Origin of the sequence: Bacillus sp. SKDU12 (assembly GCF_010093085.1) — a bacterium.
Lineage (GTDB): Bacteria > Bacillota > Bacilli > Bacillales > Bacillaceae > Bacillus > Bacillus mexicanus.
The window spans coordinates 185558-211674 of the sequence record NZ_MSRC01000001.1; the positions used below are offsets into that span (position 1 = coordinate 185558).

Consider the following 26117-nt stretch of genomic DNA (forward strand, 5'->3'; position numbering starts at 1 on the left):
AGTAAGCGGCTATAAAATTATTCTCCTAACGCTTCTTTACGCAGCTGCTCCGCCTTGTCTGTACGTTCCCACGGAAGATCAACATCGTGGCGTCCAAAGTGGCCGTATGCAGCAGTTTGTTTGTAGATCGGACGGCGCAAATCAAGCATTTTGATAATGCCAGCAGGTCGTAAATCAAAGTTATTGCGAACAACTTCAATCAGTTTTTCCTCAGAAGCTTTTCCGGAACCGAAAGTGTTGATTGAGATTGACACGGGCTGAGCAACACCGATTGCGTAAGCAAGCTGCACTTCGCAAGAATCTGCCAGCTCAGCCGCAACGATGTTTTTTGCAACATATCTTGCTGCATATGCAGCAGAACGGTCTACCTTCGTCGCATCCTTACCTGAGAACGCGCCGCCGCCGTGGCGTGCATAGCCGCCATACGTATCAACGATGATTTTGCGTCCTGTAAGTCCAGCATCCCCTTGAGGCCCTCCGATAACGAAACGTCCTGTAGGGTTGATGAAATATTTTGTTTCTTCATCAATCAGCTCTTCAGGAACAACCGGGTTGATCACATGTTCTTTAATGTTACGCTGGATCTGCTCAAGCGTAATTTCAGGGTGATGCTGAGTTGAAATGACAATCGCGTCAATGCGAACAGGTTTGTTCTGTTCATCGTACTCAACTGTTACCTGTGTTTTGCCGTCAGGGCGAAGGTACGGAAGAATATCTTCTTTACGGACTTCACTGAGGCGGCGGGCCAATTTATGAGCAAGTGAAATTGGAAGAGGCATTAGCTCTTTCGTTTCGTTGCACGCATAACCGAACATTAAACCTTGGTCACCCGCACCGATCGCTTCAATTTCTTCGTCGCTCATTGTGCCTTCACGGGCTTCAAGCGCTTGGTCTACACCCATCGCAATATCAGCAGATTGCTCGTCAATTGATGTTAAAACTGCACAAGTTTCCGCATCAAATCCGTATTTCGCACGTGTGTATCCGATCTCTTTAATGGTTTGGCGAACGGTTTTCGGAATGTCAACATACGTAGATGTTGTGATCTCTCCGCTGACAAGAACTAAGCCAGTTGTCACAGATGTTTCACAAGCCACACGCGCGTTAGGGTCTTTCTTTAAAATTTCATCTAAAATGCTGTCAGAAATCTGGTCACAGATTTTATCCGGATGCCCCTCCGTAACAGATTCTGATGTAAATAAACGACGATTTTTACTCATGATTTGCTTCCTCCTGCACAAGGCCTCCCGAAAGACCTTGTATATATGATACGGAACTCGCTCCCTCTTATACAATGAAACGTTATATTAGAGAATGTAAATTGGCATATTTATGAAATAAAAAAACCTTTTCCATCGAGGAAAGGGTTTGGTCTTTGTGCCTTTCACTCTTATCGCTCAAGGAATCATACAACCTTGCAACAGGTTAGCACCTTGGTTGTCTCACACAATTGAACATAATAAATAACAGAGAAACCGGTTGCTGGGCTTCATAGGGCCTGTCCCTCCGCCAGCTCGGGATAAGAGTATCCGCTCAATGAAATATCTTATCGTAAAAAGGTTTGCAATGTCAATATGATTCAAAAGAAATAGGCGCCTATATCAAGGGAAAAGATTGGAATATGCATACACAAAAAACGATAAATAGTATAGACTATTTAAAAATATATGTTATACTAATTCACAATTAGCAAAACACAAAAAAAACGATAAAGGAAGGTTTCATATGAACTCAGTTGATTTGACCGCTGATTTACAAGCATTATTAACAAGTCCAAATGTGTGTCATAATTTATCAGCAGCACAGCTTACAGAAAAAGTATTATCCCGCAACGAAGGCATTTTAACTTCTACGGGTGCTGTCCGGGCGACAACAGGGGCTTATACGGGACGTTCACCTAAAGACAAATTTATCGTGGAGGAAGAAAGCACGAAACATAAGGTCGATTGGGGTCCGGTGAATCAGCCGATTTCAGAAGAAGCATTTGAGCGGCTGTACGCGAAAGTCGTCAGCTATCTGAAGCAGCGAGATGAGCTGTTCGTTTTCGAAGGATTTGCCGGAGCAGACGAAAAATACAGGCTGCCGATCACCGTCGTGAATGAGTTCGCATGGCACAATTTATTCGCCAGACAGCTGTTTATCCGCCCGGAAGGCAATGATAAGAAAACAGTTGAACAGCCGTTTACGATTCTTTCTGCACCGCATTTCAAAGCGGATCCAAAAACAGACGGCACACATTCCGAAACGTTTATTATTGTCTCTTTCGAAAAGCGCACGATCTTAATCGGCGGAACAGAGTATGCTGGGGAAATGAAAAAATCGATTTTCTCCATTATGAATTTCCTGCTCCCTGAAAGAAATATTCTATCCATGCACTGCTCCGCCAATGTCGGTGAGACAGGTGATGTCGCCCTTTTCTTCGGATTGTCTGGCACAGGTAAAACCACCCTTTCAGCCGATGCTGATCGCAAGCTGATCGGCGACGATGAACACGGCTGGTCTGACACAGGCGTCTTTAATATTGAAGGCGGGTGCTACGCTAAATGTATTCATTTAAGCAAGGAAAAAGAGCCTCAGATTTTTAATGCGATCCGCTTTGGGTCTGTTCTCGAGAATGTTGTTGTGGATGAAGGTACGCGGGAAGCCAATTATGATGATTCCTTCTATACTGAAAACACGCGGGCGGCTTATCCGATTCATATGATTGACAACATTGTAACTCCGAGCATGGCAGGCCACCCGTCAGCGATTGTATTTTTGACGGCTGATGCATTCGGAGTGCTGCCGCCGATCAGCAAGCTGACGAAAGAACAGGCGATGTACCATTTCTTGAGCGGCTATACGAGCAAGCTAGCTGGAACCGAACGCGGTGTGACGTCTCCTGAGACGACGTTCTCCACATGCTTCGGCTCACCGTTTTTACCGCTTCCTGCTCACGTCTACGCTGAAATGCTCGGCCAAAAGATCGATGAACACGGCGCAGACGTTTTCTTGGTCAATACCGGCTGGACCGGCGGCGGCTACGGCACAGGCGAACGCATGAAGCTTTCTTACACGAGAGCGATGGTCAAAGCAGCGATTGAAGGCAAATTAGAGGATGCTGAAATGATGACTGACGATATTTTCGGCCTGCACATTCCGCTTCACGTTCCTGGCGTTCCTGATCATATCCTTCAGCCGGAAAACACGTGGAAGAACAAGGAAGAATACAGAGAAAAGGCAGCTTACCTCGCAGAAGAATTCAAAGAGAATTTTAAAAAGTTCGCACATACAGATGCTATAGCACAGGCAGGCGGCCCTCTCGTTTAACAAACAAAAGCCAAGAGCAATAACGCTCTTGGCTTATTTTAATTGACAGAATGCAGTGAAGTCAGCTTGTACGTTATGAGGGTTCGGCCGTCTTCCCATTGAAGCTTCTGCACTTCAGCTGTGCCTGACTTTTCGCCGAACTTTGTTTTCCGCACATCCATCGGAATCTCCATGGGATACACACGATATCCGTCTTTCTCTAGCGTGAATATATTTTCATCTATGCGCACTTCTTTTCCTTTTGTCACAATCAGTGTATTAAATTCAACAGGCATTCCCAAAGTGAGATCCCCTTTCGTTCTCTTTTCCTTTTATCATACCATATTTCACCCTCAGCGGTTTTTCATCCATTGTGTAAGCTGCCGCACGATACGCCGGTTTTCTTTTGGCGGAAAATAATGTGTGAATGCACTGTAATACCACGTCTCCACCGGCTTATGCAGCTGTTTTAGCTTCTCTTCAAATAAATAGGAATGCTGAATCGAAACGTTTTGGTCTTTTGCTCCATGAATTAACAGCACAGGAGCCTGGATCTTATTTACTTGATCAAACGGTGTTCTCCATTTGTATTCTTCAGGCACCTTTTTCGGCGTTCCGCCAATGACTCTTTTCATCATCCGCCGCAAATCCTGCCGCTCCTCATATGTAAGGACCATATCGCTGACGCCTCCCCAGGAAACAAACGAAGCCGCTTGCCGGCCCATTTCAATCGCAGTGAGCATTCCCATAATTCCGCCGCGGGAAAAGCCGAAGATATGGATTCTGTTCTTCTTGACTTTTGGATGCTGCTGAAGCAGTTGAAATGCAGAAAAAGCATCCTCCCTGTCTTCACCGGCAAAATCCTCATTGCCCTCTCCTCCTTGATTCCCTCTATAAAAAGGAGCAAACACAACAAACCCTTGAGATGCAAACTGGATAATCCGGCCCGGCCGAACCATGCCTACGCTTTTAATCCCGCCGCGCAAATATAAAAATCCATCATATTGCCCCTGTGCCGCCGGTTCAGCCAGAAGCCCCTTCACACGCAAGCCATTTGATAGATAGCAGATCGTATACAGACGTACTTGCTGGCTTGGCGACGGAAATCTTCTTTTCTCAATAATCAAAAAAGCCGCCTCCTTTTTTCTATATGCTTCCCTTACTCTAAAGTGACATCCTGAGAACCCCATTAGGCATTCACACATTTTTATACCCATCATACGATATGTAAAGCAAAATAGGGTATTTACATGATGCTAAATAAGGAGGTTGTCCATGTGAACAAATGGTTAAGGCTGGGCTGCGCTTGTGTCGGCAGTATATTTCTAATGATCGCTCTGACGGCTTGCAAGCAGCAAGACACACTTACCAAAATCAAAGTAGCTGAAGTGACCCATTCGATTTTTTACGCGCCTTTATATGTTGCTGAGTCTAAGGGGTTTTTCGAGGAAGAAGGGCTTGATGTCGATGTAAATACAACATGGGGCGGTGATAAAACAATGACATCGCTTCTTTCAAATGGCTCAGACATCGCACTTGTCGGGTCAGAGACATCAATTTATGTCAAATCGCAAGGGGCTAAAGATCCTGTCGTTAATTTCGCCCAGCTGACACAAACAGATGGTACGTTTCTTGTCGCGAGAGAGGATATTGAACACTTCGACTGGAATCAGCTAAAAGGAAAAACATTTCTCGGCCAAAGAAAAGGCGGCATGCCGCAAATGGTCGGTGAATATGTGCTGAACAAACATAAGATTGAGCCGCATAAGGATATTGATCTCATCCAAAACATAGACTTCGCCAATACCGCCAATGCATTTGCTTCTGGAACCGGTGACTATGTACAGCTCTTTGAACCGCAAGCCTCTCTTTTTGAGAAAAAAGGTATCGGATATATCGTTGCTTCGTTCGGAGAAGCATCAGGCCAGGTTCCTTATACGACTTTTATGGCGAAACAAAGCTATCTGAAAAAACACGAGGACACAGCTGTTAAGTTTACAAAAGCCATTTATAAGGCACAGCAGTGGGTGGAAAATCACTCAGCAAAAGACATTACGGACGCCATTAAAAACGAATTTGCTGATATTGATCCAGCAGTCATTGAAACTTCGATTGAACGCTACAAGAAGCAGCATTCGTATTCACCAGATCCCATGCTCAACGAAATAGAATGGGAGCTGCTTCAAACCATTATGGATCAAGCGGGAGAATTGCCAAAGCATATTCCATACCATGAGCTTGTAAATAAACAAATTGCCGAAAAAGTCACCTCGGAAAAATAGGAGGCGCCATCTATGTCTTTCTTACATGTCGATCATGTAACCCATACTTATTTTTCTATTAAAGAAAAAACAACGGCCGTGCGGGATATTCATTTTGATGCTGAAAAAGGCGATTTCATCTCGTTTCTCGGCCCAAGCGGCTGCGGAAAAACAACATTGCTTTCCATTATTGCCGGCCTGATTGAGCCAGCAGAAGGCAGAGTTCTGATTGAAGGCCGTGAGCCGAATCAAAAAGAACATAACATTGGCTACATGCTTCAGCAGGATTATTTATTTCCCTGGAAATCTATCGAGGAAAATGTGCTTCTTGGTTTAAAAATCGCCGACACGCTGACGGAAGAAAGCAAGGCTGCTGCACTCGGTCTATTGCCGGAATTCGGTCTCATAGACGTGGAAAAGAAATACCCGAAAGAGCTGTCAGGCGGAATGCGCCAGCGAGCTGCGCTTGCAAGAACTCTAGCGCCAAATCCAAGTCTGCTTTTGCTGGATGAGCCATTTTCCGCGCTCGATTTTCAGACAAAGCTGTCATTGGAAAACCTGGTATTCCGCACATTAAAGGAGTATCAAAAAACAGCAGTGCTAGTCACACATGATATAGGAGAAGCGATAGCGATGAGCGATACGATCTATTTATTTTCAAATCAGCCGGGCACCATTCATCAGATTTTCACCATTCCTAAGGAGTTGGCCGCGATGATGCCTTTTGACGCCCGCCAAGAGCCAGCCTTCCAGACGCTGTTTCAAACGATATGGAAGGAGCTGAACTCTCTTGAGAAACAGCAAAGAAACGATTGATCTGCTTCATGAGCAATATCAACTCAAACAAAAAAAGGAAAAATGGAATGTCCATTTCTTTCAGCTCGCCATATTTATTCTCTTTTTCTCGGGATGGGAAATCTCCAGCAGGCTCGGCTGGATTGATCCGCTGATCTTCAGCTCCCCATCAGCTGTATGGCATTTATTGCTGGAGAAACTCGGTGATGGGTCTTTACTGTCACATACCGGTGTCACTTTAGTCGAAACAGTGCTGGGCTTTTTACTTGGAACGTTTACGGGCACGTGTCTCGCTGCTTTGTTATGGTGGTCCAAGCGGCTTGCCAGAATTTTAGATCCGTACCTTGTTATCTTGAATGCAATGCCGAAAGTGGCGCTCGGCCCGATTCTGATTGTCGCGCTCGGCCCCAGTTTGATCAGCATTATTGCAATGGGGGCTATCATTAGTGTCATTATCACGACCATCGTTGTATACACCGCTTTTCAGGAGGTTGACGAAAACTATATAAAAGTCATGAAAACATTTGGCGCAAAAAAACGGGGCATTTTTAAGGAAGTGATTCTGCCCGCATCCTCCCCCGCTATTATTTCGACACTGAAAGTAAATGTTGGTTTATCATGGGTTGGCGTCATTGTAGGAGAATTCCTTGTGTCTAAGGTCGGTTTAGGATACATGATTATTTACGGTTTCCAAGTCTTCAATTTCACACTCGTCTTCTTAAGCCTGCTGATCATCGCCATATTCGCCACTTTGATGTATCAGGGCGTAGAGCTACTGGAAAAGAAATGGACGAAAGGCAGGACATAAAAAACCCGGCACATGGCCGGGTTTTTTATTCGATCCATCCAGCTTCTTTCAGTTTTTTCAAACAGATCGGAAGAACGGAATCTTTCATAATAAAGCTGAATTTTTTATTGCGTGAAAGGTTCTCCGGCAGTTCATGAAATAATACCGGACCTTTCGTTTCAAAGTAATCAGCTTGCTTTTCGAGCTTTTCTATATGTGCAAAATATATATTTTTCACAATCACTTTTTCTTTACCGAGAACTTTATACTGTCCGAGGTACCGCAGGCTTTTCACTCGCGCTCCCGTCTCTTCCTTTACTTCCCGGAGTGCCGCTTCTTCCGCGCCCTCCATCGGCTCTACTTTCCCGCCTGGAAACTCATAGCCTCTGTCCTCATGTTCTGTTAACAGCCATTTGTCTCCAAAACGGCAAATCACCCAGACATGCTTCGGGCTGTCTGAGAAAGGCTGATCGTCAAAGGAAAGCTGAACAGTATTCTGATAATAATCTTTAAACTCGTACATGTTTATCCCTCAAATCCGTTCCTAGCTATCTTCCATACATCATACCATAGTTACGTTTCTTCGGAAGCCTTTTATCAAAAAATAAGGGGAACCCAGCACGCTATGAAGGTCTAAAGCATGCATACCAGCTCGTACAGTTTTTTGCCATGCCTTTTGCCAGAATGTGCGACCAGCGCTCTGGGCTTTATTATGACCCGTAAACAGGGAAAAGTTACGGTTTGCGCTTGATTTTATTTTTTAATGTTTCTAAAAGATCGATAAGCATCTGAGGAACCGGTATACCAAGAGAGCTGGCTGTTACAACAATTTGTACGGATTCATAAAGAATATAAAACATAATAGCCAAGTCACGCATTGACCCCTGTGTATTCAGCAGCTGATCAAAAAAGTGGCATACAGAGATCAGAGCCAGCGTAACTAATTTTTTAGCAAATCGGGCAAATACCATTTTAAACGTCAGTTTGTGAATAATCGATTCCTTCAAAGTCGTACTGATAAATTCAATTGCCATAAGAGAAAGCAAAATAAGAAATGAGTACTGAAAACCGCCGAAAAAAAACCCTGCCGCCGACACGCTGACTGCTAAAAACGAAAAGATGCCAAAGTCTCTGCCCATTTATCCCAACATCCTTTCACAGAAACGGCCTTACGATATATTCTATGGAAAACAAGCCGAACGGATTGGATTTTTCAGAAAAATGGACTGGTTGTCGCCTGATTTTCGGATGCAACATCAAAAGCCGGACATCTTTTATAAGACATCCGGCCTTTCTCCTTTTTGGACCTAACCTAGGTAAGCTTTCAGCATCCAGTTGTGTTTTTCAATATTTTGATGGATCGCAAGAAGCATGTCCCCTGTTGTTTCATCTCCGACTTCATCAGCTAAATCCATGCCTTTTTTCAGCTCTTCCGCAATCACTGTGAAATCATCATATAGGCTCTGAACCATTTGCTCAGCCGTTTCATTTCCTGCCGCTTCTTTTACAGAAGCCGTTTCCAAGGATTCCTTCATTGTTGCAATCGGTTTTCCATCGAGCGCCAAAAGACGTTCTGCTAAGTCATCAATGTAAGTTGCTGTTTCGTTATACAGCTCCTCAAACTTTTCGTGAAGAGTGAAAAAGTGTTTCCCTTTCACATACCAGTGATAATTATGTAGTTTGACATACATGACGGTCCAGTTGGCTACTTGTTTGTTCACTGCTTGAATCAATTGTTCTGACATGATTATCTTCCTCCTTGTTATATGTCTATGTATACCCTTAATATCGTACGTTAAAACCTCTTTTTCACCGCTTATCTGTTACGATTTCTTCCGCTGTGCTACAATTGTTAAAAAACGGGAGGTGGAAAGTCATGATGCTTCTCATTACTGTAAGTATTTTGATTGTGCTGGCTGTTTTGCTCGTTACCATTTGGACGACTGTGAGAGCCTATAATGTAAAGCACACCATTGATCCTCCGCAAGAAACTCGTTCTGATTCAAAAAATCAATGAGAGTGCGATTGCCTGTCTTCAGACTGATCGCTGGCAGCATGGGCGTCACCGACTTGAACTTTTAAGGTCGGCATGCTGTGCTGTTTTTTTGCTGTGACATGGGATTGGACAGTATATACACCATCTTCCTTAAATATTGTGTCCAAGCGATATACGCCTTTTTCCTGCTTTGCTTTAAATATTTGGCTGGCATCTTTTTCCCCTTCTTTCCATACTTCAAACTCCACTTCATCGGCATCTGTCACCGCTTCATCACCATATGAAATAGCTGCTTCATATACAGCATTTTCTCTGGCATTTACTTTTTCAGGGCCGGTCAGCTTGACATTCAATACCTCGGGCGTCTCATCTGTATTCGCTGTGTTTTCGCCAGATTCACAGCCGTTAAAGAAAAATGCAGAAAAAAGCAGCACAACCAGCATCTTTTTCATGCCATCACCCTTTCATCATTTACCTACATAGTAGCAAACGCTTACAACAAAAGGTACACAAAATAAAAAGTCGTCACAAAAAAGACCTTTTTGCATAAACGCAAAAAGGTCTCTTTCTGTTTAGCCAAATACTTTCAGCAATTCTTCTTTATCTTGCGACAGCCAGAAACGCATGAGACGTTTAGCTCCTTCTAGATCATGAAGCTTCGCTTGGCCGCATTGCTTTTCATTGGCAGCCGGAATTTCGGTAATTTCCACCGCTTCCTTCATTGTGTCTTCAAGCAGATCAACGATTTCCGCTGATGTCGGCTCCCCGCTTACAACAAGATAGTAGCCTGTTTGGCAGCCCATTGGAGAAATATCAATGATATCAAAATGATCATATTTCTCTGCATGAGAACGAATCGTAAACGCCAGCAAATGCTCGAGCGTGTGAATAGTGTCAGGCTTCATCGCCTGTTTATTTGGCTGGCAAAAACGAATATCAAATTTATTGACAACGCCGTCTGTTCCCACCTTATGCACACCGCAATGTCTTACATATGGAGCAACAACCGCATTATGATCAAGCTCAAAACTTTCTACTGAAGGCATAATGGCACTCTCCCTTTTTTAAAAATGTAGTTTTATTATAACATACCTTTCCGATAAGAATTATCGAATAACTTTTCAATCTGTGTTTTTTTTCTTATACTTGCATCAGAAAGGTTGCTGAAGATATATGAAAACCCTATTTATCACCCTGATCAGAGGATATCAAAAATTCATCTCGCCCTTGACGCCGCCAGCATGCCGCTTTTATCCGACGTGTTCCCAATACGGGATTGAAGCGATTAAAACGCATGGCGCTTTAAAAGGCGGCTGGCTGACAATCAAACGGATTTTGAAATGCCACCCGTTCCATCCGGGAGGAGTCGATCCCGTCCCTGAAAAGAAACGAAAGCGTTAATCGCGATAACCGTTTACGACAAGATCGAGTTTTCCGGTTTCAGGATCAATGACTAAACCATGGACAGGAACATCTTCCGGAAACAGCGGATGATGCTTAATCACGTCTACGCTGTCTTTTACACTTGCTTCCACTGAATCAAAGCTTTTAAACCATTGATCAAAGTCAACGCCCGAAAATCTTAATGTGTCGATGCGTTCTTCCGGAATTCCTCTTTCTGTCATTCTATTGAGCATGCTTTCACTGCTGATTTTGCTCATGCCGCAATCGTGATGCCCGATTACACATACTTCATCGGCGTTTAGCTCGTACACTGCGACAAGCAAACTTCTCATGATGCTGCCGAATGGGTGTGTCACAAGCGCACCAGCACTTTTAATGATTTTCACATCACCATTTCGCATATTCATTGAATGTGGAAGCAGTTCAACTAAACGTGTGTCCATACAAGAAAGAATCGCCATTTTTTTATCTGGAAATTTTGAAGTCTGATACTTTTCATAATCTTTTTGTTCAGTAAATATCTTGTTAAATTCCAGAATATCATTTATTAAGCTCATAGCTAGTAATATCCTTTCCATCCTTTTTACTCTTTAATATATCACAGCGGCAGTCTATTCGTCATCTTACCGAAATGAACCGCGGCAAGAAAAAAGACAAACCCTCAGGTCTGCCTCATTTCCCCATATTGTAGCGTTTTTTGAACTGCTCAACTCTCCCGCCTTTTTCATTGAATTTCTGGCGGCCTGTATAGAATGGATGCGTGTCAGAGCTTACTTCTACTTTAATGACAGGATATGTGCTGCCGTCTTCCCACTCTGCTGTTTCATTAGATGTTTTAGTAGATGTGCTAAGAAAACGGTAGCCGCTGTTGACATCCTGAAATATGACTTTGTGGTTCTTTGGGTGAATTCCTTCTTTCATGTGTAACTCTCCTTCCTTCAAATCGAAATAATTACGTTTTATTTTATATCTCTGTAATCATTTTGTCAATTATATCCTTCCCTGTATGTTCTCATCATAAACTTCATGGCATTGAAAAATAGGAAGAATAATCTAACCAAGGAAGCAAATAATAAACCCAAAATACATACAGAACGTCTCTTTAGAAAGGTGGTTTATGATGATGGATGATTTAGTATTGGCCAGAAGCCTTTTTGGCACAACAATGGGCTTTCATATCATTTTCGCAACGCTTGGAGTTGGCCTTCCGCTGATGATTTTAGCGGCGGAATTGATCTATCAAAAGACGAAAGATGACCATTATGCGATCATGGCAAAAAGATGGACGAAAGCACAAGCCGTTTTGCTGGGGGTTGCCATACCGACAGGGACGATTGCCGGTACTCAGCTTGCGCTTTTATGGCCGGGATTTATGGAAGTGATCGGCCGGGTCATGTCCCTGCCATTTCAAATTGAAATCTATGCTTTTTTTATAGAAGCTCTTTTTATGTCAATTTATGTATACGCCGCAGACCGCTTGTCACCAGTTATGAGGATTGTTGCCGTTATCTTTGTGTTAGTCGGAGCCGCAGCGTCGGCTGTTCTGATCACCAATGTCCATGCTTTTGAAGGAACACCGGCAGGTTTTAAAATTTTAAACGGAAAAATTACAGATGTTGATCCATGGGCTGCATTCTTCAACCCAAGCTTTTTTATCACTGCCGGCCATGTCGTTTTGTCCGCGTTTATGACGGGTGCTTTCATCGTGGCTTCTGTGGCCGCATATAAAATGATCCGAACAAGAAAAAAAGAATCGGTTTATCGCTTTCACCGGAAAGCCCTTTTGCTCGCACTGACGATCGGCGGTATTTTTTCATTGCTGACTGCTTTGAATGGACACGAATCTGCACAGATGCTGTACGAATACCAGCCCGAAAAATTAGCAGGTGCGGAAGGCCTGTTTGAAACAAGATCACACGCCCCGCTCGCGATCGGCGGTTTTACCGATGCGAATGAAGAAAAGGTAAAATGGGCCATTGAAATTCCTTGGGCGTTAAGCTTTCTGGCAGCGAATCGCTTTGACACTGTTGTCAAAGGATTAAATGCATTTCCCAAAGACGAATGGCCGCCGCTTTTCATTCACACGCTGTTTAATGCGATGGTAGGCGTAGGCATGCTGCTTATCCTTTATTCCATTATCGGAGTGGTTTGGAGAAAGGTGCTCAAGAAAGACCGTTTCCCAACGTGGCTTTTGGTTATTTTCCTGACGGCAGGCCCTTTTAGTCTCATCGGCATTGAATTCGGCTGGATTTTCGCCTGTACGGGGAGACAGCCTTGGGTCATCTATCATCTCCTGAAAACGTCAGATGTCGTGACAACGACTGGATCGATCGGGGTGCTGTTCTTATTTTTCACATTTGTTTATGCAGTGTTAGGCGTAGCTGTCGTCTACGTGCTGCTGTACTATTTCCGCAAGCACCCAGTTGACGAAGATTTAAATACAACGGAGTCGTAATACTCCGAAAACAGGAAATTAAATGGAAGGAAGATCCGCTAATGGACATTTCAACTGATGCTCTGATTGCCATCTCAATTATCTGGGGCTTTGTGTTTATTTACGCCGTCATGGCGACAATGGATTTTGGAGCGGGATTTTGGTCTATGATCTATTTAAATAAGGAGCACATGAAGGCTACTGATATTGCAAACCGCTTTCTGTCTCCGACATGGGAGGTCACAAATGTCTTTATTGTGGCCATCGTCGTGGCGCTTTTCAGCTTTTTCCCTGGCGCGACGTTTGTGCTCGGAACCGTACTATTAATTCCAGGGAGTATGATTTTACTGTTTTTAGCCATCCGAAGCGGATTTCTCGTTTTTTCAAACACAGCAAAAGAACGGAAAGTGCTAAGATATATTTCCGGCATATCCGGCTTTATCATCCCAGCTATTTTAATTTTGGTGCTTCCGGTGACACACGGAGGGTTTATCGAAAAAACAAACGGAATCTATAGCTTAAACATGTCTAAAATCTTTTCAAGCCCTAATGCCTATTCATTTATCGGGTTTGCGATTTTAAGCACTTTGTTTTTGTCTTCACTGCTGCTTGCTGATTTTTCAAATGTGGCGGAAGAACAAGATGCGTACCGCGCTTACAGGAAAAGCGCCTTGATTACCGGCCCGCTTTCACTTCTGTTTGCTGTATGTATTATCCTGACGCTGCGGAATGAAGCAAACTGGCTGTATAGCGGAATGATGAATGATTTCTCTTGGATTATTGTATCTTTCATTACATTTGTTATTGCTGGAATTTCTCTTTTTCTGCCTAACAAGAGCTTTGGCCAAAACATCGGCAAGCCGCGGCTTGCGCTTGTCGCCATTGCGGTCCAGTATTTTTTGGCAAGCTACGCGTACGGACGGGCACATCTCCCGTATATGATTTACCCCGATGTGACTATCATGTCAGGCTTCACAGAACCAGCAACGTTCAGAGCGCTATTCGCGACGTATATCGTAGCATTTATCATTCTATTTCCGGGCTTTTATTTCTTCTGGAAAATGTTTATGCGAGATAAACGCTATATCCGCCAGGAAGAATAGAGGTGAAGCCTGCCGGCTATACTAACCCAGAACCTTTATAAGGAGGGGATGGCATGGAGCAGAAAATTCTATGCGAAGTCAACAACTGTTCTTATTGGGGCAAAGGAAATAAATGCACCGCTGACGCCATTTATGTTGTCAGCCATACTGGTGAAACCGCTGATAACAGCCAGGAAACAGACTGCAAAACGTTTAAGCCGCATGATTTGTAATAAAAACCACCCGATCACGGGTGGTTTTCTCACACCTTGGTATAAAGTAATTCCCCAATAACTTTCCTTGTTTTCTGTCCCCAAAAGCATATACGCTTGTGATCCTTACAATTCAAGGTTGTGTGCTAAAGTTCAATATAAATTCTCTGCATGTTTTAGTTGTTATACCATACTGGAAGATATTTAGAACCTAGTCCTAGTCTAGTGTTTCTTCTTCGCAAAAAAACCGGCTGAGCCAGCAGCCGGCCTAAACGAGAAGGGATGTATTCAACGAACAGTTTTACTATAACAGCACACTGACATTCACTCAAAATAGCAAAATGCTTTTTTCTTACTCATGCTGCGTGAAAACTTCCATTTTGGTCACATATTTTCGCATAATGTTCTGGTTCACTTCAACCCCTAAACCAGGCTGTTTTGACACAGAAATAAAACCATTTTCAATGTGGATATCAGGGGTCACAATATCCTCAGCCCAATAGCGTGACGATGATGAGATATCACCAGGTATTGTGAATTGCGGCAATGAAGCAAGCGCCACGTTTTGCGCTCTTGAAATGCCAGTTTCGAGCATCCCGCCGCACCAAACCTTCATATGATGCTCTCTGCATAAATCATGAATTTTTAACGCTTCTGTTAAGCCGCCGACTCGAGAAGGCTTAATATTAATGATTTTGCAGCTTCCGAGTTCTATTGCCCGCCTTGCATCATCTGCTGAACAAATACTTTCATCAAGGCAAATGGGCGTTTTTAGGTATTTCTGCAAGTGACGGTGATCAACGATGTCATCAGCTTGGAGCGGCTGTTCAATCATCATTAAATGGTACTCATCAAGCTCCTTTAAGCGGCTGATATCCTTCAGCTCATAGGAAGAATTGGCATCTGCCATGAGCGGAATATTAGGGAACCGGCTGCGGATAGCCTTGACCAATTCCACATCCTGTCCAGGCTGAATTTTTATTTTTATTCTTTGATATCCGTCTTTTTGATAGCCCTCAATTTCTTTCAGCATATCGTCAAGGGGCCCCAAGCCGACAACCACCCCGGCAGGGATTTTATCTCTTGTGCCGCCCAATGCTTCGGCGAGAGATATTCCTTTCTTTTTCGCATAAATATCCCAAACAGCCGATTCAAGTCCCGCTTTTGCCATGCGGTTTCCTTTATAGCGTGCCAAACTGTCCGGCACATCGGAGGGGTGATTGAATTCACGACCGACGATATTGGGAATAAAAAAATCCTTTAACATGTGCAAACATGTTCCAATGGTTTCCTCAGTGTACCAAGGCGATGAGAACGCAGAAACTTCTCCCCAGCCAGTAACACCGGAAGTATCGACAGCTTCCACGATCAGAAATGACCGCTCTCGAAGCGTTTCTATACTGTTTTTGAATGGTTTCTTTAAATTCATATTTAAATGGTAAAGTGTAATTTTTTCAATTTCGATCATCGCAGTTCTCCTTTACGCGCATTCTTCAGCTGATTTCGCAAGAGCTTATTAGACGCATTGCGCGGCAGTCGGTCAAGCTCAAAAAATTTCGCCGGAATTTTATACTTCGCCAAGCGGTCTTTGCAATAGGAGGTTAATTCTTCTGCACTCACAGGATTATGAAGGACCAGATAGGCATGCGGAACCTTTCCCCACTTTTTATCCTCTGCTCCTGAAACACCGGCTTCAGCTACAGAAGGATGTGAAAGCAGGACTGACTCCACTTCAGCCGGATAAATATTTTCTCCGCCTGATATAATCAGATCTGAACGTCTGTCTAGTACATATAAAAAGCCTTCGCTGTCCAAATATCCAAGATCACCGGTTTTCAACCAGCCATTTTGAAAGGAGGCTTCGTTTGCGCTTTTTCGATTAAAATAGCTTTTCATCACATTCGGGCCTTTCACCATAATCTCACCGCGCTCAAATGGTTCACATGCCTGTCCATCTCGCTCTATTTTGATTTCACATGAAAACAGCGGCTTCCCCGCAGATCCTAGCTTTTCCATACTGAATTCCGGCGACAGGGTAACAATCTGTGAGCATGTCTCTGTCATCCCGTATGATTGAAAAACAGGAAACCCTTTCTCTCGGCACTCCTCGAGCAATGGCAGCGGTGCAGGACCTCCGCCGAGCAAAATACACCTGATAGATTCAGGACAGCGGCTTGTTTCTTCCAAAAGGCCAGCCAGCATAGTCTGCACGACAGATATCATGGTCACTTGATGCCTGCTGATAGAATCCAGCACATCGCTTACGGAAAAGCGCTGGTGAAGCACGACAGTCATGCCATAGATCACAGATTTAAATAAAGCGGACAATCCGCTGATGTGAAAGAGCGGCAATGCGATAAGCCAGCGGTCTTGTTCTGTTATACCCAAATTAAGCGCAGATGACACTGCACTGAAATAATGGTTACCGAACGTTTGCTGCACCCCCTTGGGCTTGCCTGTCGTACCTGACGTATACATCAGCGTTGCCGTTTGGTCCAATTGCATATAAGCCTGGATCTCAATTTTTTCAGCGTCTTCTTTCATCAGTTCGTCCACATCAATAATGTGTACGGTGTGTTTATAATCTTGCTGTTCAAAGCTTGAATCTGTCAGCAAAAAGCGGGCGCCGGAATCCTCCAGCTGAAACAGCCTTTCATGTGTTGACAGCTTTGTATTCAGAAGCACCGCCTTCACGCCAAGCAAAAAACATGCATGTACGGCGTATACCATTTCTGTGCGGTTGTGGAGCAAAATAGCCGCAGTATCTCCCTTTCTAACCGAATAAGCAGAAAGACGCGCCGCCATTCGCTTAGACGCGGCAAATAATTCTGCAAATGTCACAGTTTCGTCTTCATAGATGAGAGCAATTCTCTCAGGTGTCAGCTGTGCTCGCTGCATGAGCCAGTTAGGCTGTTCTGTCAGCATGTCATCATCTCCGAGGTAAAATGTCTGTATTGAAAAGAAAACAGCTTGGACCGCAAAGTCTCAAGCTGTTTGTTTACTAAGTATTGCTGATCACGGGAAACGAGGGAACTGTCCGAAATCAGGTTTGCGCTTTTCCTTAAAGGAATCTCGGCCTTCTTTCGCTTCATCAGTTGTGTAGTAAAGAAGAGTAGCATCCCCTGCAAACTGTTGAATCCCAGCAAGTCCATCTGTATCCGCATTAAACGCAGCTTTAAGAAAACGAAGTGCAGTCGGGCTTTTTTCAAGCATTTCTTCACACCATTTAATCGTTTCTTCTTCAAGTTGTTCCAAAGGAACGACTGTGTTGACAAGACCCATGTCAAGCGCTTCCTGTGCGTTGTACTGACGGCATAGGTACCAGATTTCACGGGCTTTTTTATGTCCTACGATTCGAGCCAAGTAGCCAGAACCGTAACCAGCGTCAAAACTTCCGACTTTAGGGCCTGTTTGTCCGAAAATCGCATTGTCGGCAGCGATTGTCAAGTCACATACGATGTGAAGCACATGGCCTCCGCCAATCGCATATCCTGACACCATTGCGACAACCGGTTTCGGAATGACACGTATTAAACGCTGAAGATCCAATACGTTTAGACGCGGAATCTGGTCGTCTCCTACATATCCGCCATGACCGCGAACTTTTTGGTCTCCGCCTGAACAAAACGCTTTGTCTCCGGCACCGGCAAGCACGATAACCCCGACGTTTTGGTCGTCTCTCGCGTCAGCAAACGCATCAATCATTTCAGCAACCGTTTTAGGTGTAAACGCGTTATGTACCTCAGGGCGGTTAATTGTTATTTTTGCAATACCATTATACGTTTCATACAATATTTCATCGTATGTCCGTTTGGTTTTCCATTCTGCAGCCATATAATGACCTCCTTTTATTCTCTATATGAATGAGTCAGGTGTTTGTTAAAAACTCACTCACTATTTTACCAAAAACTTGCGGCTGTTCCACATGGACCGTGTGGCCGGCTTTTGGAACAATCTCTATTCTACTAGATGGGAGCTTCTTATGCACCTCTTGATTGATGGCACAAAACTTTTCATCCCACTCCCCGCAGATCAGAAGCACAGGCACGTCTATTTTTTCTATACGATTCCACAGGGAAGGCTGTGAACCAGTGCCCATACCGTTTAAACTGTTTGCAAGCCCAACCTTATTGTTTCGCAAACGGCCCGACCTTATCCTGTGGCGAATATCTTCAGCAAGCCGCTGCTGGGATGAAAACAAAGGGATGTTCTCCCAATATTGTGCAAAAGCTTTAATCCCGTCACGCAAAATAAAATCAGCAAGCTTCCGGTCCCTCATGATCCGGTCCCGCCGTTCCTCAAGCGTTTTAAGCCCAGGCGTTGTGCTTTCAAGCACAAGCGCCGATATTCGTTCAGGATATGCCGCCGCAAAAGAATAAGCAAGCCTTCCTCCCATAGAATACCCAATCAATTTCACTTTGTGAAGTTTTAATTGATCAAAAATCTCGGCAAGGTCAGAAACTTGCCGGCTTATGCTGTATCTATTCCTATTTAGCGGAGCATCAGTTTCACCATGCCCTAAACAATCAATTTTGATCAAACGGGAATCAGGCAGCATCCGATCAAGAAAAGTCCATGATTGTTTGCTGCCGGTAAACCCGTGCAGACAGACGACGGCTTCGAGAGCATTTGACCGCTCGTCGGCGACCGCATATCGGACACCGTCTGAAACAGTTATCCTTACAGTCTCCATTGCTTTTTCACTTCCCGCACAGCTTCATTCAGCATATCGCGATGGAGCTGAACTCTCGATTGGCGATCCGTTTTGATTTCGATCAAATGAAGTCCAGGCTTATCTGCCTGCGGCGCATAAGCTGCTTTGAACTCGTCCCACGAGGCTGGGCAAGAATACGTTCCTCCGTAAAGCGCAGCCGCATGCTTGAAATCGAGCCCAGTCGGTGTGCCGAACAAATCTTCAAAGTGTGTCTTCTCAGAAGCCTGCGGCAAAAATGAGAAAATCCCGCCTCCGTCATTATTCACGAGAATCACAGTAAGAGGAATGCCAAGCTTTTTGGCTGCCAGCAGTCCATTTAAATCGTGATAAAAAGATAAATCTCCAATTACGAGGGTAACAGGCGCTTTTGTTCCTTCACATACTCCCATGGCAGAAGAGACGACACCATCGATACCATTTGCGCCGCGATTTGAATAAATTCGGAAATTTCGTTCCTGCTTTTCAAAAAACGTATCAACATCCCTGATCGGCATGCTGCTGCCGACGAACAGCGAACTGTGTGCTGGCACGAGATGCTGAAGAATTCGGTAGAGATTGCCTTCAAACGACATCTCTTCACTGCTGATTGTTTGTAAATGCGCACGGAACCGGCTATTGACAAACTGCCACTTTTCCAGCCACTCTGCTGACTTAGTCATATCGGCATGTTCTGCCATGACGGCTTCAGCAAAAGCAGATGGATTGCAGTGAATCATATGTGCGCTTGCCTGTGTCGGATCTCTCCACCCGCCATCCTCGTCAATCACAATCTGCCGAATGTCAGGGTCATCCTTAAGCCATAAGAAAACCGGTTTTGAAACAGGCATCGGACCAAAACGGATGACAACATCAGGACGAAGTTTCGACTTCAATTCATCATCTTTTAAAAATGAATCATACGCATCAATAACAGTGCTTTTATCATGATCACCGTTCCGTAGATTAGAGAGTGGGTCTGCTAAAATCGGATACTGAAGCGCTTTTGAGAGCGCAATAATGCTTTCCTTATCAGCATCACTATGGAGCTCTCCGCAAACGATCATGCCTTTTTCAGCCTCTGTGAGCATTTCAGCTACATCAGACAGGGATTCGCGGTCAACAGATTGCATACCCGTTTTCACAGAGACGTGACGGTCTGTTCTCATTCTTCCAAATGGCTCATCCGAAAGATCCGGAATCAGCGGTTCCCGCAGCGGGACATTCACATGCACAGGTCCCATTGGGCGTTTTTGCGCTTCTCCGGCTGCACGCCCGGCCAGCGTTCGGATATATCTCAGCATATGCGGAGACTCTTCAGGAAGAGCAGAGTCTGTGAAAAACTTAACAAATTGGCCGAATAAGAAATGCTGATTAATTGCCTGCGGTGCGCCTACTTCACGCAGCTCGTGAGGCCGATCAGCAGTTAATACAATAATTGGAACTCTTGAATAATGAGCTTCAATTACTGCCGGATAAAAGTTGGCCGCCGCTGTTCCCGATGTACAGATCAAAAGCACGGGATGCTGCTTTGCTTTCGCCAGCCCTAAAGCAAAGAACCCGGCAGACCTTTCATCAATTTGGACATGGACGTTAATATCAGGATGCGCGGCTGCAAGAATAGCCAGCGGTGTAGACCTAGAGCCCGGACAAACGACGGCATCTGTAATCCCGGAAAGGGCGAATTCATCAATAAAACTTCCGATGTAGTGAGTAATTGGGTTAACTGTCAACGCCTCTCACCTCCTAACGCAGAGATCATCGGCTTTAATTTAATCTGAGTTTCTTCATACTCTGACTGAGGATCTGAGTCTTCCACAATGCCGCATCCGGCAAATAGCCTTGCTGTGCTGCCTTCGATTAATCCCGAACGGATCGCTACTGCAAATTCCCCGTTATTCTGGCTGTCAATCCAGCCGATAGGAGCCGCATACCAGCCGCGGGACATCGGTTCGATTTCTCTGATCACTTCAACCGCTTTTTGTTGAGGTGCGCCCCCGAGCGCCGGCGTGGGATGCAGCTTTTCAATTAAGTCAAAAAGCGAAGCAGACTCACGAAGCTGTCCGACTATCGGCGTAAATAAATGCTGAACGCTTTTCGTTTTGTACAATTGAGGTCCGTCGGGCTTTTCAACCTCTGAACAGCTTGATACAAAAGCGTCATGAATCATGCCTACAACAATATCATGCTCCAGCAGATTTTTTTCATCGTTTAATAATTCAAGGCCCATCCAGCGGTCTTCTTCTTCATTCGAACCGCGTTTAATAGAGCCAGCCAAACAAGAAGACATCACAGTATTGCCGTCTCTTTTGATCAGTCTTTCCGGAGATGCGCCGACAAAAGTTTTTCCTTCCTGCTCAATTGCAAACACATAGCTTGTCTGCTGATCGTTCAGAAGTGTTTTAAGCATTGGTTCAATCTGGACCGGTCCATCAAACGTGAGCAGCAGCTCTCGAGCTAGAACTACTTTATCATATTGTTTCTCTTTAATTTGACTTGTAGCCGTTTCAATTGCTTTCAGCCAATTATCCTTATCCAGCTCTTGAGAGGCTTCAATCACAGCTTGATTTTCTTGATTAAAGTCAGGAACCTTACATTCAGCTGCAAAAGATGTTAAGTCATCCAAAACAGCCTCTGCGTCTTCCTCTCCGCTTATCCATCTGTTGACTGTTAAGCACGGGCCTTCGGCAGTCATCGTCAGCATAAGCGCAGGCACGAAGAAATCCCCTTCCGAGAAATGGTTCCATTGTGTACCTCTTTCTTCGTAAGGGTCAAAAGAAAATCCCCCGAACAGAACAGGTCCCACTGCAGAATGATGCAGCTTTTCTTCTTCATAAATATGAAAAGCCGTCTTTTTAAAGCGTTCCCATTGTTCAAACACCTCACGATACCGCTCGCTGTTTTTTTCATTTGTCTGGAAAACCGCTTCTTTGCCAAGACCGACTATTGTCAATTCACTTTCAGGATCTGACCAAAAAAATCGATTGCCTGTATATTTTTTTGCTCCGTAATTGAAAAATGATAGAGGGTCAAGAGACTCGATTTGTCTCGAATAGCTTATTAAGACAGCATGGTTGACTTCTTTGGCTTTATGTAATGCATGTAGAACTTCCTTTCGGAACGTACGCTGCACCGTTGTCACCATGAGACATTCCTCCATAATCCTTAAAATGCTTTTAATACCATACACCTGTGTCTCCTTTGTGTCAAACACACAGATCAGGCAGTCCAAATGGCCTGCCTTACCTATTATAAACCTAATTTCAGAAATGAAAAAGAAACAAACCTCAAATTTCTTTCTCCACTGATAGCAAAGGTTGTATCCGTTTACCATATAAGGTAAACCGCCTATATTTATCCACTCGATATTTATGAAAGTTCTCAGGCGATCTGTTCATACTAAAGGTATGCATCACTGAGAAATGAGGCGATTACATTGCTTACAAAAGACCAGCTTCAACACTTGCAACATGAACTGGAACAAACAAAAAAAGATATTTTAAACCGTTTCAAAGACAATGACCATTTTCAGCTTAACTCTGCCTTTCCTTATGATTCTTGGGGCGAGCTTTCTGCTTACGACAACCACCCCGGTGATCAGGCAACAGAGCTCTACGAACGTGAAAAAGACATCGCTCTCGACTTGCATGAGCGAGAGCATCTTCGGGACATCGAACATTCATTGAAAGCGATAGAAAACGGTACGTACGGCATTTGTGAAGTCAGCGGAAAGGAAATCCCTTACGAACGACTTGAAGCGCTTCCAACTGCCACAACGCTCGCCAAGTATTCGTCACAGGATGTCGTTTCCAAAGACCGTCCGATCGAAGAGGAAACGCCTTTCGGGCAATTTGAATTTGACGATGATGAAGAAATCAGAGCGCCTTATGACAGTGAAGATTCCTATCAGGACGTCGAAAAATACGGAAACTCTTCAACACCTCAGGATATGGAAAACCCTCCGCTCAGCTATGATGATATGACAATGAACGCTGAAGAAAATATCGGCAATACAGAGTCGTACGAAAATTTCATTGCAACAGATATTACAGGAAAAGAAATTACAGTTTATCAAAGCAGAGCCCATGAACGTTATGAGGAAGAACTTGATGAAGAAGGAATCATGACCACATTCGGCGATCTCCACGCTGATTGAACCCCCGTTAATGGGGGTTCTTTTACATTTTCATCATATCGGTCATCACCTTCAAATAACTCTTTTGCTGCCCAATGCCATGTCGCTTGCTCTCCAGCAATTTTTTATAAATACTGGATGTCCCAATTGGGGGCTTTAATCTCATCCGTTATCTAAACTTGTCCTTCTGCATCAGCTGCTAATGTCCTTGACTTATGAGCAAAATAAGACGGCGAAGTTCTGAATGCGATAAAAGCATTTTCAACTGGAATGACGAAACATTCAATGTGATGCTGAATGTATGCCAATCAGCTCTCATTAAGTGACTTTACGATGTCATTCGCGAGTAATACGTCCGTAAATCTGTTTTATTGAAGAAAGATTTACAGTCAGCATTTGAATAAAAACCAATAAAGCAGCTGATTTAAGCCCATCTTTTCCCCCGCATATCGGGAGTTTAATCTTTATAAAATATAGGGTAAGTACTATTGCAAATTAAATACATATGGAGGTTGCAAATATGAAAAAAATTGTCGGTGCCATAGCCGTTTTTGTCATTACCTATGCGCTGTTTTCAGCCGCAGGATACTTGTTTCCCATTGACCAAGAATGGTACAATTCACTGAAAAAACCGAACTGGACGCCAACAGGATCTGCGATCGGCATCGTTTGGGCGATCTTGTTTGCCCTGATCTCCCTTTCAGCTGCCATAGTATTTGCAGCGTGTTCATTTAAAAAAGCGAAAAGCTTTTGGATGATACTTTTGGTTAACTATGTGCTGAATCAGGCATTCAGCTATTTTCAATTCACTCAAAAAAATTTGCTCGCTGCATCGATTGACTGCTTGCTTGTCGCGATCACTGCACTGGTATTAATGCTCATTGCAAAAAAATACAGCAGAGCTGCTAGCTACCTTCTTTTGCCTTATATATTATGGAGTGCGTTTGCAACGTTTTTATCCTTTACAATCTATTCAATGAATCTGTAAATCAAAAAAAGCCGCTCTTACAGCGGCTTTTCAGATTAATTCTAAAGCATATCAGGATTTATAAAAACAAAAAAACCTTGTAGAATATGCAAGGTTTCTGGATGACCCGTACGGGATTCGAACCCGTGTTACCGCCGTGAAAGGGCGGTGTCTTAACCGCTTGACCAACGGGCCGATAGTTGAGAACTTATATTTGTAATCATATGGCGGAGAAGGAGGGATTTGAACCCTCGCGCCGCTTACACGACCTACACCCTTAGCAGGGGCGCCTCTTCAGCCACTTGAGTACTTCTCCAATTGGCTCCACAGGCAGGATTCGAACCTGCGACCGATCGGTTAACAGCCGATAGCTCTACCACTGAGCTACTGTGGAATATAAGTCATGGTGGGCCTGAATGGACTCGAACCATCGACCTCACGCTTATCAGGCGTGCGCTCTAACCAGCTGAGCTACAGGCCCATGACGATATAGAAATGGAGCGGGTGATGGGAATCGAACCCACGACATCAGCTTGGAAGGCTGAGGTTTTACCACTAAACTACACCCGCAAATTTATTTGGGGCGATTGATGGGAATCGAACCCACGAATGCCAGAGCCACAATCTGGTGCGTTAACCACTTCGCCACAACCGCCAAAACATATATTAATAAATGGTGGCTCGGGACGGAATCGAACCGCCGACACACGGATTTTCAGTCCGTTGCTCTACCAACTGAGCTACCGAGCCTTATTATTCAAATGGCGGTCCGGACGGGACTCGAACCCGCGACCTCCTGCGTGACAGGCAGGCATTCTAACCAACTGAACTACCGGACCATTTATTTTGGTTGCGGGGGCAGGATTTGAACCTGCGACCTTCGGGTTATGAGCCCGACGAGCTACCGAACTGCTCCACCCCGCGACGATTAAAAGTATATATGGAGGAGGAAGAGGGATTCGAACCCCCGCGGGCTTTGACACCCCTGTCGGTTTTCAAGACCGATCCCTTCAGCCAGACTTGGGTATTCCTCCGTATAGTGGTGGACCTTGTAGGACTCGAACCTACGACCGGACGGTTATGAGCCGTCTGCTCTAACCAACTGAGCTAAAGGTCCATTGGTAGCGGCGGAGGGGATCGAACCCCCGACCTCACGGGTATGAACCGTACGCTCTAGCCAGCTGAGCTACACCGCCAAATATTTAATGAAATCAAGTGGAGCCTAGCGGGATCGAACCGCTGACCTCCTGCGTGCAAAGCAGGCGCTCTCCCAGCTGAGCTAAGGCCCCAAGAATGGTCGGGAAGACAGGATTCGAACCTGCGACCCCATGGTCCCAAACCATGTGCTCTACCAAGCTGAGCTACTTCCCGATTTCATGTAGATGATGGCGCGCCCGAGAGGAGTCGAACCCCTAACCTTTTGATCCGTAGTCAAACGCTCTATCCAATTGAGCTACGGGCGCAAAAATGAATGCCGAGGGCCGGACTTGAACCGGCACGGTAGTCACCTACCGCAGGATTTTAAGTCCTGTGTGTCTGCCAATTCCACCACCCCGGCGTGGATGGTATAGTTGGAGCGGAAGACGGGATTCGAACCCGCGACCCCCACCTTGGCAAGGTGGTGTTCTACCACTGAACTACTTCCGCAAAAATGGTGCGGATGAAGGGACTTGAACCCCCACGTCTGTAAAGACACTAGAGCCTGATTCTAGCGCGTCTGCCAATTCCGCCACATCCGCAATATGGAAATGGTGAGCCATGAAGGACTCGAACCTTCGACCCTCTGATTAAAAGTCAGATGCTCTACCAACTGAGCTAATGGCTCTTCGTACAAGAGACTTGAATATTATAGCATGTAAAAGTGGTGCCGGCAAGAGGACTTGAACCCCCAACCTACTGATTACAAGTCAGTTGCTCTACCAATTGAGCTACACCGGCCTATATATAAAACCGATATGTATAATGGTGGAGGATGACGGGCTCGAACCGCCGACCCTCTGCTTGTAAGGCAGATGCTCTCCCAGCTGAGCTAATCCTCCATAATTGCACTAACGTGCAATTGCTTG

General features: G+C 44.6%; 27 protein-coding genes, 21 tRNA genes and 1 riboswitch. Of the genes, 11 read left to right on the forward strand and 37 right to left on the reverse strand.

All coding sequences use genetic code 11. The features are described 5' to 3' along the window. Nucleotides 1-17: 17 nt before the first annotated feature. Nucleotides 18-1220 carry a methionine adenosyltransferase gene (gene metK / locus BTW01_RS00905; RefSeq protein ID WP_162101185.1) on the reverse strand — a complete coding sequence of 401 codons (1203 nt, stop codon included), beginning with the start codon at nucleotides 1218-1220 and terminating at the stop codon, nucleotides 18-20. Nucleotides 1221-1387: 167 nt separating this feature from the next. After that, nucleotides 1388-1526: riboswitch (SAM riboswitch) on the reverse strand. 199 nt (nucleotides 1527-1725) lie between these two features. On the opposite strand from metK, the gene pckA reads away from it, so the two are divergent. Further along, a complete protein-coding gene (gene pckA, locus BTW01_RS00910) occupies nucleotides 1726-3309 on the forward strand; it encodes a phosphoenolpyruvate carboxykinase (ATP) (protein WP_162101186.1) in 1584 nt (527 codons plus the stop codon). A gap of 38 nt (nucleotides 3310-3347) precedes the next feature. On the opposite strand, the gene BTW01_RS00915 is transcribed toward pckA, so the two are convergent. Together BTW01_RS00915 and BTW01_RS00920 are read right to left on the reverse strand one after the other, a co-directional pair. Further along, nucleotides 3348-3590, reverse strand: coding sequence for a DUF2584 domain-containing protein (locus tag BTW01_RS00915; RefSeq protein ID WP_162101187.1), 243 nt, complete (start codon nucleotides 3588-3590; stop codon nucleotides 3348-3350). Between the two features lie 51 nt (nucleotides 3591-3641). Next, complete coding sequence (locus BTW01_RS00920; protein ID WP_162101188.1) at nucleotides 3642-4415, reverse strand: alpha/beta hydrolase family protein; 774 nt, start codon at nucleotides 4413-4415, stop codon at nucleotides 3642-3644. 150 nt (nucleotides 4416-4565) lie between these two features. On the opposite strand from BTW01_RS00920, the gene BTW01_RS00925 reads away from it, so the two are divergent. Genes BTW01_RS00925 through BTW01_RS00935 form a run of 3 tightly spaced genes read left to right on the forward strand, consistent with a single transcriptional unit; the run spans nucleotide 4566 to nucleotide 7152 of the window. Beyond that, nucleotides 4566-5570: an ABC transporter substrate-binding protein gene (locus BTW01_RS00925; protein ID WP_162101189.1), complete on the forward strand. Its 1005-nt coding sequence runs from the start codon at nucleotides 4566-4568 to the stop codon at nucleotides 5568-5570. 12 nt (nucleotides 5571-5582) lie between these two features. Beyond that, complete coding sequence (locus BTW01_RS00930; RefSeq protein WP_162101190.1) at nucleotides 5583-6365, forward strand: ABC transporter ATP-binding protein; 783 nt, start codon at nucleotides 5583-5585, stop codon at nucleotides 6363-6365. After that, nucleotides 6340-7152 (forward strand): ABC transporter permease, encoded by an 813-nt coding sequence (locus BTW01_RS00935; RefSeq protein ID WP_162101191.1) that lies wholly within the window; start codon nucleotides 6340-6342, stop codon nucleotides 7150-7152. Before BTW01_RS00930 ends, BTW01_RS00935 begins: the two co-directional genes overlap by 26 nt. Nucleotides 7153-7177: 25 nt before the next feature. On the opposite strand, the gene ytkD is transcribed toward BTW01_RS00935, so the two are convergent. The 3 genes from ytkD to BTW01_RS00950 form a co-directional block, all read right to left on the reverse strand. Then, the gene (gene ytkD, locus BTW01_RS00940) at nucleotides 7178-7654 is read right to left on the reverse strand and encodes an RNA deprotection pyrophosphohydrolase (RefSeq protein ID WP_162101192.1); all 477 of its coding nucleotides are present in this window, start codon (nucleotides 7652-7654) and stop codon (nucleotides 7178-7180) included. 211 nt (nucleotides 7655-7865) lie between these two features. After that, nucleotides 7866-8270, reverse strand: a complete 405-nt coding sequence (locus BTW01_RS00945) for a phage holin family protein (RefSeq protein ID WP_162101193.1) — start codon at nucleotides 8268-8270, stop codon at nucleotides 7866-7868. Nucleotides 8271-8438: 168 nt separating this feature from the next. Beyond that, the gene (locus BTW01_RS00950) at nucleotides 8439-8876 is read right to left on the reverse strand and encodes a Dps family protein (RefSeq protein ID WP_162101194.1); all 438 of its coding nucleotides are present in this window, start codon (nucleotides 8874-8876) and stop codon (nucleotides 8439-8441) included. A gap of 131 nt (nucleotides 8877-9007) precedes the next feature. On the opposite strand from BTW01_RS00950, the gene ytzI reads away from it, so the two are divergent. Next, nucleotides 9008-9148, forward strand: a complete 141-nt coding sequence (ytzI, locus tag BTW01_RS00955; RefSeq protein WP_202923582.1) for a YtzI protein — start codon at nucleotides 9008-9010, stop codon at nucleotides 9146-9148. Here ytzI and BTW01_RS00960 read toward each other — a convergent pair. Then, nucleotides 9142-9579 carry a FixH family protein gene (locus tag BTW01_RS00960; RefSeq protein ID WP_162101196.1) on the reverse strand — a complete coding sequence of 146 codons (438 nt, stop codon included), beginning with the start codon at nucleotides 9577-9579 and terminating at the stop codon, nucleotides 9142-9144. The two genes, ytzI and BTW01_RS00960, sit on opposite strands and share 7 nt — an antisense overlap. 120 nt (nucleotides 9580-9699) lie before the next feature. Beyond that, nucleotides 9700-10173: an S-ribosylhomocysteine lyase gene (locus tag BTW01_RS00965; protein WP_003219361.1), complete on the reverse strand. Its 474-nt coding sequence runs from the start codon at nucleotides 10171-10173 to the stop codon at nucleotides 9700-9702. A 127-nt stretch (nucleotides 10174-10300) separates the two neighbouring features. Between BTW01_RS00965 and yidD the strand changes: the two genes are divergently transcribed. Beyond that, on the forward strand, nucleotides 10301-10528 hold the full coding sequence (gene yidD, locus BTW01_RS00970; protein WP_162101197.1) for a membrane protein insertion efficiency factor YidD: 228 nt from the start codon (nucleotides 10301-10303) through the stop codon (nucleotides 10526-10528). Here the strand turns inward: yidD and BTW01_RS00975 are convergent. Beyond that, complete coding sequence (locus BTW01_RS00975) at nucleotides 10525-11088, reverse strand: beta-class carbonic anhydrase (RefSeq protein ID WP_162101198.1); 564 nt, start codon at nucleotides 11086-11088, stop codon at nucleotides 10525-10527. The genes yidD and BTW01_RS00975 overlap by 4 nt on opposite strands. 115 nt (nucleotides 11089-11203) lie before the next feature. Further along, a complete protein-coding gene (locus BTW01_RS00980) occupies nucleotides 11204-11452 on the reverse strand; it encodes a type B 50S ribosomal protein L31 (RefSeq protein WP_024714695.1) in 249 nt (82 codons plus the stop codon). 202 nt (nucleotides 11453-11654) lie between these two features. Between BTW01_RS00980 and BTW01_RS00985 the strand changes: the two genes are divergently transcribed. The 3 genes from BTW01_RS00985 to BTW01_RS00995 are packed head-to-tail and all read left to right on the forward strand — an operon-like array spanning nucleotide 11655 to nucleotide 14280. Beyond that, entirely contained in the window at nucleotides 11655-12986 is a 1332-nt protein-coding gene (locus tag BTW01_RS00985; protein ID WP_162101199.1) for a cytochrome ubiquinol oxidase subunit I, read from the forward strand. 41 nt (nucleotides 12987-13027) lie between these two features. Continuing rightward, nucleotides 13028-14068: a cytochrome d ubiquinol oxidase subunit II gene (locus tag BTW01_RS00990; RefSeq protein WP_162101200.1), complete on the forward strand. Its 1041-nt coding sequence runs from the start codon at nucleotides 13028-13030 to the stop codon at nucleotides 14066-14068. A 53-nt stretch (nucleotides 14069-14121) separates the two neighbouring features. Continuing rightward, a complete protein-coding gene (locus BTW01_RS00995) occupies nucleotides 14122-14280 on the forward strand; it encodes a DUF1540 domain-containing protein (RefSeq protein WP_162101201.1) in 159 nt (52 codons plus the stop codon). A gap of 331 nt (nucleotides 14281-14611) precedes the next feature. Here the strand turns inward: BTW01_RS00995 and menC are convergent, their stop codons facing one another. The 6 genes from menC to BTW01_RS01025 all read right to left on the reverse strand — a co-directional run bounded on the left by menC (nucleotide 14612) and on the right by BTW01_RS01025 (nucleotide 22094). Continuing rightward, nucleotides 14612-15727, reverse strand: coding sequence for an o-succinylbenzoate synthase (gene menC / locus BTW01_RS01000; RefSeq protein WP_162101202.1), 1116 nt, complete (start codon nucleotides 15725-15727; stop codon nucleotides 14612-14614). Further along, complete coding sequence (locus BTW01_RS01005) at nucleotides 15724-17184, reverse strand: o-succinylbenzoate--CoA ligase (RefSeq protein ID WP_162101203.1); 1461 nt, start codon at nucleotides 17182-17184, stop codon at nucleotides 15724-15726. Before BTW01_RS01005 ends, menC begins: the two co-directional genes overlap by 4 nt. Nucleotides 17185-17274: 90 nt before the next feature. After that, nucleotides 17275-18093: a 1,4-dihydroxy-2-naphthoyl-CoA synthase gene (gene menB, locus BTW01_RS01010; RefSeq protein ID WP_003219322.1), complete on the reverse strand. Its 819-nt coding sequence runs from the start codon at nucleotides 18091-18093 to the stop codon at nucleotides 17275-17277. 34 nt (nucleotides 18094-18127) lie between these two features. After that, a complete protein-coding gene (gene menH, locus BTW01_RS01015) occupies nucleotides 18128-18952 on the reverse strand; it encodes a 2-succinyl-6-hydroxy-2,4-cyclohexadiene-1-carboxylate synthase (protein WP_162101204.1) in 825 nt (274 codons plus the stop codon). Further along, nucleotides 18940-20682: a 2-succinyl-5-enolpyruvyl-6-hydroxy-3-cyclohexene-1-carboxylic-acid synthase gene (gene menD, locus BTW01_RS01020; protein WP_162101205.1), complete on the reverse strand. Its 1743-nt coding sequence runs from the start codon at nucleotides 20680-20682 to the stop codon at nucleotides 18940-18942. Before menD ends, menH begins: the two co-directional genes overlap by 13 nt. Then, entirely contained in the window at nucleotides 20679-22094 is a 1416-nt protein-coding gene (locus tag BTW01_RS01025) for an isochorismate synthase (protein ID WP_162101206.1), read from the reverse strand. Before BTW01_RS01025 ends, menD begins: the two co-directional genes overlap by 4 nt. A gap of 291 nt (nucleotides 22095-22385) precedes the next feature. Here BTW01_RS01025 and BTW01_RS01030 point away from each other — a divergent pair, with 291 nt between their 5' ends. Both BTW01_RS01030 and BTW01_RS01035 read left to right on the forward strand, forming a co-directional pair. Continuing rightward, entirely contained in the window at nucleotides 22386-23105 is a 720-nt protein-coding gene (locus BTW01_RS01030; protein ID WP_162101207.1) for a yteA family sporulation protein, read from the forward strand. A 499-nt stretch (nucleotides 23106-23604) separates the two neighbouring features. Further along, a complete protein-coding gene (locus BTW01_RS01035) occupies nucleotides 23605-24072 on the forward strand; it encodes a TspO/MBR family protein (RefSeq protein WP_162101208.1) in 468 nt (155 codons plus the stop codon). A 102-nt stretch (nucleotides 24073-24174) separates the two neighbouring features. Here the strand turns inward: BTW01_RS01035 and BTW01_RS01040 are convergent. The 21 genes from BTW01_RS01040 to BTW01_RS01140 all read right to left on the reverse strand — a co-directional run bounded on the left by BTW01_RS01040 (nucleotide 24175) and on the right by BTW01_RS01140 (nucleotide 26090). After that, a tRNA-Glu gene (locus BTW01_RS01040) sits at nucleotides 24175-24246 on the reverse strand. Nucleotides 24247-24276: 30 nt separating this feature from the next. Next, nucleotides 24277-24367: transfer RNA gene (locus BTW01_RS01045), tRNA-Ser, on the reverse strand. A gap of 3 nt (nucleotides 24368-24370) precedes the next feature. Beyond that, nucleotides 24371-24445: transfer RNA gene (locus BTW01_RS01050), tRNA-Asn, on the reverse strand. Between the two features lie 10 nt (nucleotides 24446-24455). Further along, nucleotides 24456-24532, reverse strand: a tRNA-Ile gene (locus BTW01_RS01055). Between the two features lie 15 nt (nucleotides 24533-24547). Then, nucleotides 24548-24621 (reverse strand) — tRNA-Gly (locus BTW01_RS01060). Nucleotides 24622-24630: 9 nt separating this feature from the next. Then, nucleotides 24631-24706 (reverse strand) — tRNA-His (locus BTW01_RS01065). A 19-nt stretch (nucleotides 24707-24725) separates the two neighbouring features. Continuing rightward, nucleotides 24726-24801 (reverse strand) — tRNA-Phe (locus BTW01_RS01070). A 12-nt stretch (nucleotides 24802-24813) separates the two neighbouring features. After that, a tRNA-Asp gene (locus BTW01_RS01075) sits at nucleotides 24814-24890 on the reverse strand. A gap of 8 nt (nucleotides 24891-24898) precedes the next feature. Then, nucleotides 24899-24975, reverse strand: a tRNA-Met gene (locus tag BTW01_RS01080). Nucleotides 24976-24992: 17 nt separating this feature from the next. Further along, nucleotides 24993-25085: transfer RNA gene (locus tag BTW01_RS01085), tRNA-Ser, on the reverse strand. Nucleotides 25086-25091: 6 nt separating this feature from the next. After that, nucleotides 25092-25168 (reverse strand) — tRNA-Ile (locus tag BTW01_RS01090). A gap of 2 nt (nucleotides 25169-25170) precedes the next feature. Further along, nucleotides 25171-25247, reverse strand: a tRNA-Met gene (locus BTW01_RS01095). A gap of 20 nt (nucleotides 25248-25267) precedes the next feature. Then, nucleotides 25268-25340 (reverse strand) — tRNA-Ala (locus BTW01_RS01100). Between the two features lie 5 nt (nucleotides 25341-25345). Then, nucleotides 25346-25422, reverse strand: a tRNA-Pro gene (locus BTW01_RS01105). A gap of 15 nt (nucleotides 25423-25437) precedes the next feature. Continuing rightward, nucleotides 25438-25514: transfer RNA gene (locus tag BTW01_RS01110), tRNA-Arg, on the reverse strand. Nucleotides 25515-25523: 9 nt separating this feature from the next. Then, nucleotides 25524-25609: transfer RNA gene (locus BTW01_RS01115), tRNA-Leu, on the reverse strand. 14 nt (nucleotides 25610-25623) lie between these two features. Next, nucleotides 25624-25698, reverse strand: a tRNA-Gly gene (locus tag BTW01_RS01120). A 5-nt stretch (nucleotides 25699-25703) separates the two neighbouring features. Further along, nucleotides 25704-25790, reverse strand: a tRNA-Leu gene (locus BTW01_RS01125). A gap of 10 nt (nucleotides 25791-25800) precedes the next feature. Further along, a tRNA-Lys gene (locus tag BTW01_RS01130) sits at nucleotides 25801-25876 on the reverse strand. Between the two features lie 37 nt (nucleotides 25877-25913). Then, nucleotides 25914-25989: transfer RNA gene (locus tag BTW01_RS01135), tRNA-Thr, on the reverse strand. A gap of 25 nt (nucleotides 25990-26014) precedes the next feature. Continuing rightward, nucleotides 26015-26090: transfer RNA gene (locus BTW01_RS01140), tRNA-Val, on the reverse strand. Nucleotides 26091-26117 lie beyond the last annotated feature (27 nt).